This is a genomic window from Ramlibacter sp. (assembly GCF_028292805.1).
GTDB lineage: Bacteria > Pseudomonadota > Gammaproteobacteria > Burkholderiales > Burkholderiaceae_C > Ramlibacter.
On sequence record NZ_JAQGLS010000021.1, the window covers coordinates 1 to 3,715 of the forward strand.

Below are 3,715 nucleotides of genomic sequence, written 5' to 3' on the forward strand. Positions count from 1 at the left end.
GAACCGCGAGGGCAACCGCGCGCGCTGGTCCACGCCCCGCAACACCTACAAGACCAAGGACGGCCGCTGGATCGCCGTGTCCAGTGCGGCCGATGCGCCCACCATGCGACTTTTCAAGGCGATCGGCCGGGAAGACCTCACGCAGGATCCGGCATGGCAGACCAACCGCGAGCGGCTCAAGCACGTCGACGAATGCGACGGCTTGGTCGCCGACTGGATGCTGGCGCACACGCAGGCCGAGGCGATGGAAACGCTGCGCAAGTTCGACGTGCTGGCCGCGCCCGTAAACGACGTGGAAGGTATCGTCAACGATCCGCACGTGCAGGCGCGCGGAACGGTGGTCACTGTGGCCGACCCGGTGATCGGCGACACGCGGGTGCAGGAAGTCGTGCCTCGCTTTCGCAATGCACCGGGCAAGATCAACTGGCTTGGCAAACATGAAGTGGGCACCGAGACACGGGACTTCCTGCGCGAGGCCGGCTACGCGGACGGCGATATCGCCGCGCTGGAGAAGCGCGGCATCATCAAGGCCGCCTAAGGGCCAACACCTCGTAGGCCATGTCGCGGATGGCTTCCTGCAGTTCGGGCGTACGCAGAGCCACGTCGCTGGGCCCACCCGCGGCCAGCCGCGTGATCCGACGATTGGCATCGTCCGACTGGCCGACCTGCCGCAACCTTGATGCGCCGCTTGGCTTCAGCATAGGTATTTGCAAGAGCGTCCAGCAATTTTGCACTGCGCAAAGGCGCATTGTTGTACGCCCTCGCACGTTGGTCACTGGCTCATGATCATCAAGGAGCAGGTCCGAGGGTTTCCCGGCAGTGCAACATGCAAGAACTGACAAACCACTGGGCAGCGCCCGAAAGCGGCCGGCACCACGCGGCCGCGCCGGCCTGAACCTCTTGACACTCGAACGATAATGAACCCAACCAAATTGATGGACGCCGGCCGCTGGGCCGGGTGCTTCTTCGATGGCCACTGGCAGGCAACGGGCAACACCTGCGCCGTGACCGACAAGGCCAGCGGCGAAGTGCTCGCGCAGATCGGTCTGGCCAGCGCTGGCGACCTGGCGGCCGCAGCACGCGCCGCCGCAGCCGCGCAAACCGCATGGGCGGAAACGGCGCCCGACGAGCGTGCTGCCATATTGCGCCGCGCCGCGCAGTTGGTGGAGCGACACCTCGACGAACTCGCCGACTGGATCATGCGCGAGAGCGGCGGCCTGCGCGCCAAGGCCGACACAGAACTGCGCTCCACCCTCACCACCCTGCATGCTGCCGCCGCCATGATGGGCGAGCCAAACGGCCTCATGCTGCCCACGCACAACGGCCGCATGAGCTTCGCACGCCGCGTGCCGCACGGCGTGGTGGGCGTGATTGCGCCCTTCAACTTCCCGCTGACGCTGTCGATCCGCGCCGTGGCGCCGGCACTGGTCACCGGCAACGCCGTCATCCTCAAGCCTGACCCGCAGACAGCCGTGTGCGGCGGCGTGCTGATCGCGCGCATCTTCGAGGCGGCCGGCCTGCCCGCTGGCCTGCTGCACGTGCTGCCCGGCGGCGCGGAAGTCGGCGAGGCGATGTGCACCGATCCCCACATCGGCATGGTCGCCTTCACCGGCTCCACGGCCGCCGGCCGCAAGGTCGGCGCGCTGTGCGGCGCCAATCTGAAAAAGGTGTCGCTGGAACTGGGGGGCAAAAACTCGCTGATCGTGCTGGACGATGCCGACCTGGATGCTGCGGCCTCCGGCGCCGCATTCGGCGCCTGGATGCACCAGGGGCAGATCTGCATGGCCACCGGCCGGATCCTGGTCAGCGAGAAGATCGCCGATGCACTGGCGGAACGTCTGGTAGCCAAGGCCAACCGGTTGCCGGTGGGCGACCCCTGGCGCGAGAAGGTGGCGCTTGGCCCCGTGATCAACGAACGCCAGGTCAGGGGCATCCACGCCATCGTCCAGGACAGCGTGGCCGCGGGCGCCGCGCTGCTGGCCGGCGGCACGCATGAGGGCCTGTACTACCGCCCTACCGTCCTTAGCAAGGTTCGCCCGGGCATGCGTTCTTTTGACGAGGAAGTGTTCGGCCCCGTCGCCTCTATCACCACCTTCGCCAGCGACGACGAGGCGGTGGAACTGGCCAATCGCACCGACTACGGGCTGGCAGCAGCCGTGATGTCGCCCAACACGGCACGCGCGCTGGCGCTGGGCAAGCGGCTGAAGGTGGGCCTGCTGCACATCAACGACCAGACCGTGCTCGGCGATCCGCACATCCCGTACGGCGGGCGAGGGCAGTCCGGCAACGGCAGCCGCATCGGCGGACCAGCCAACTGGGACGAGTTCACCCAGTGGCAGTGGATTACCCTGCGCGACGCACCGCCGCCCTACCCTTTCTGACCAAACCGGTTGTTTCTCCCGGAGACTTCATGCGCAAAAGAACATTCATCACCGTCTCGCTGATCACCGCCGCCGCCGCCGGGCTGCCGGTCCTGGCGCAGGACGCCGCAACCTATCCGGCCAAACCGATCCGTGTGATCGTCAACTTTCCCCCGGGCGGCACGGTGGACGTGCTCACGCGCACCGTGGCGCAGAAGCTGTCGGAACGATTCGGCCGGCCTGTCGTGGTGGAGAACCGCGCGGGCGCGGGCGGTAACATCGGCGCGCAGGCGGTTGCCACGGCAGCTGCCGACGGCTACACGTTACTGGCGACGCCCCCCGGCCCCATGACCATCAATCAGAACCTGTACAAGGACATGCAGTTCGACCCGGCCCGGCTGGTCCCCGTGGTGATGCTGGCCAGCGTGCCCAACGTCATCACCGCGCGGGCCGACTTCCCGGCCAGCTCGGTGCGCGAACTAGTGGCCTACGTCAAGGCCAACCCGGGCAAGGTGACGTACGGATCGCAGGGCAACGGATCGACCTCGCACCTCACCGGCCAGATGTTCGCCACCATCATCGGCGGCGACATGGTGCATGTGCCGTTCAAGGGCGAGGGCCCCGCGCTCACCGAACTGCTGGGCGGGCGGATCGATCTGTTCTTCGGCAACATTTCCGCCGTGCTCAAGTACCGTGAAAGCAAACACGTCAAGCTGCTGGGCCTCGCATCGGAAAAGCGCGGATCAATGGCACCGGACGTGCCTTCAGCGGCCGAAGCCGGCCTGTCCGACTTCGTCGCGTCCGCCTGGTTCGCCATCGCCGCGCCGCCCGGCACTCCGGCGGCTGTCGCCAACAAGCTTAACGCCACAATCGTCGACATCATGAAACTGCCGGACGTGCGCGAGAAATTCGCGGCGCAAGGCGCGGAAGTGGTGGGTGGTACGCCGGCGGAGATGACGTCGTTCATGAATGCGGAGCGTGCAAGATGGAAAAGAGTGATCGAGACGGCGAACGTGAAAATCGATTGAGACCCTTGCGAGCCGCGTGTTCAGCCTGCGGGTCCTCGGGTCCTCGGGTCCTCGCGGCTGACAAACTGGCTTATGCGTCGGGCACAGCAGCCAGCGGCGGAGTCGGAGGCAGCAAGATCGAGGGAAGAGGTGCACGCCGTGCTGGTGTTGCTCAGAATGTGCGACTCCCATCCCCTATGGATACCCCCGCACGAGATGCGCTCCGTCATGCGTGGGCGCTTCCGCTGAAGGGTGTGGATGCCTAAGATCTCAGACTTGCGGCAAACGCCTTTGATCGCCCCGGGGAGGGTTAGGGAAGGTCTGAACAAGGCCGAAACCTGAGCGCAT

The 3,715-nt window shown here is 66.4% G+C and carries 3 protein-coding genes; all 3 read left to right on the plus strand.

Translation table 11 applies throughout. The annotated features are described in order from the left end of the window. A partial coding sequence (locus JWP65_RS01035) for a CoA transferase (protein ID WP_299759499.1) occupies positions 1 to 538 on the plus strand: 538 nt, incomplete at its 5' end. A 379-nt stretch (positions 539 to 917) separates the two neighbouring features. After that, the gene (locus tag JWP65_RS01040) at positions 918 to 2,381 is read left to right on the plus strand and encodes a benzaldehyde dehydrogenase (protein WP_299759501.1); all 1,464 of its coding nucleotides are present in this window, start codon (positions 918 to 920) and stop codon (positions 2,379 to 2,381) included. Then, positions 2,333 to 3,388, plus strand: coding sequence for a tripartite tricarboxylate transporter substrate binding protein (locus tag JWP65_RS01045; RefSeq protein ID WP_299759503.1), 1,056 nt, complete (start codon positions 2,333 to 2,335; stop codon positions 3,386 to 3,388). The genes JWP65_RS01040 and JWP65_RS01045 overlap by 49 nt, the downstream gene beginning before the upstream one ends. Positions 3,389 to 3,715: the final 327 nt, after the last annotated feature.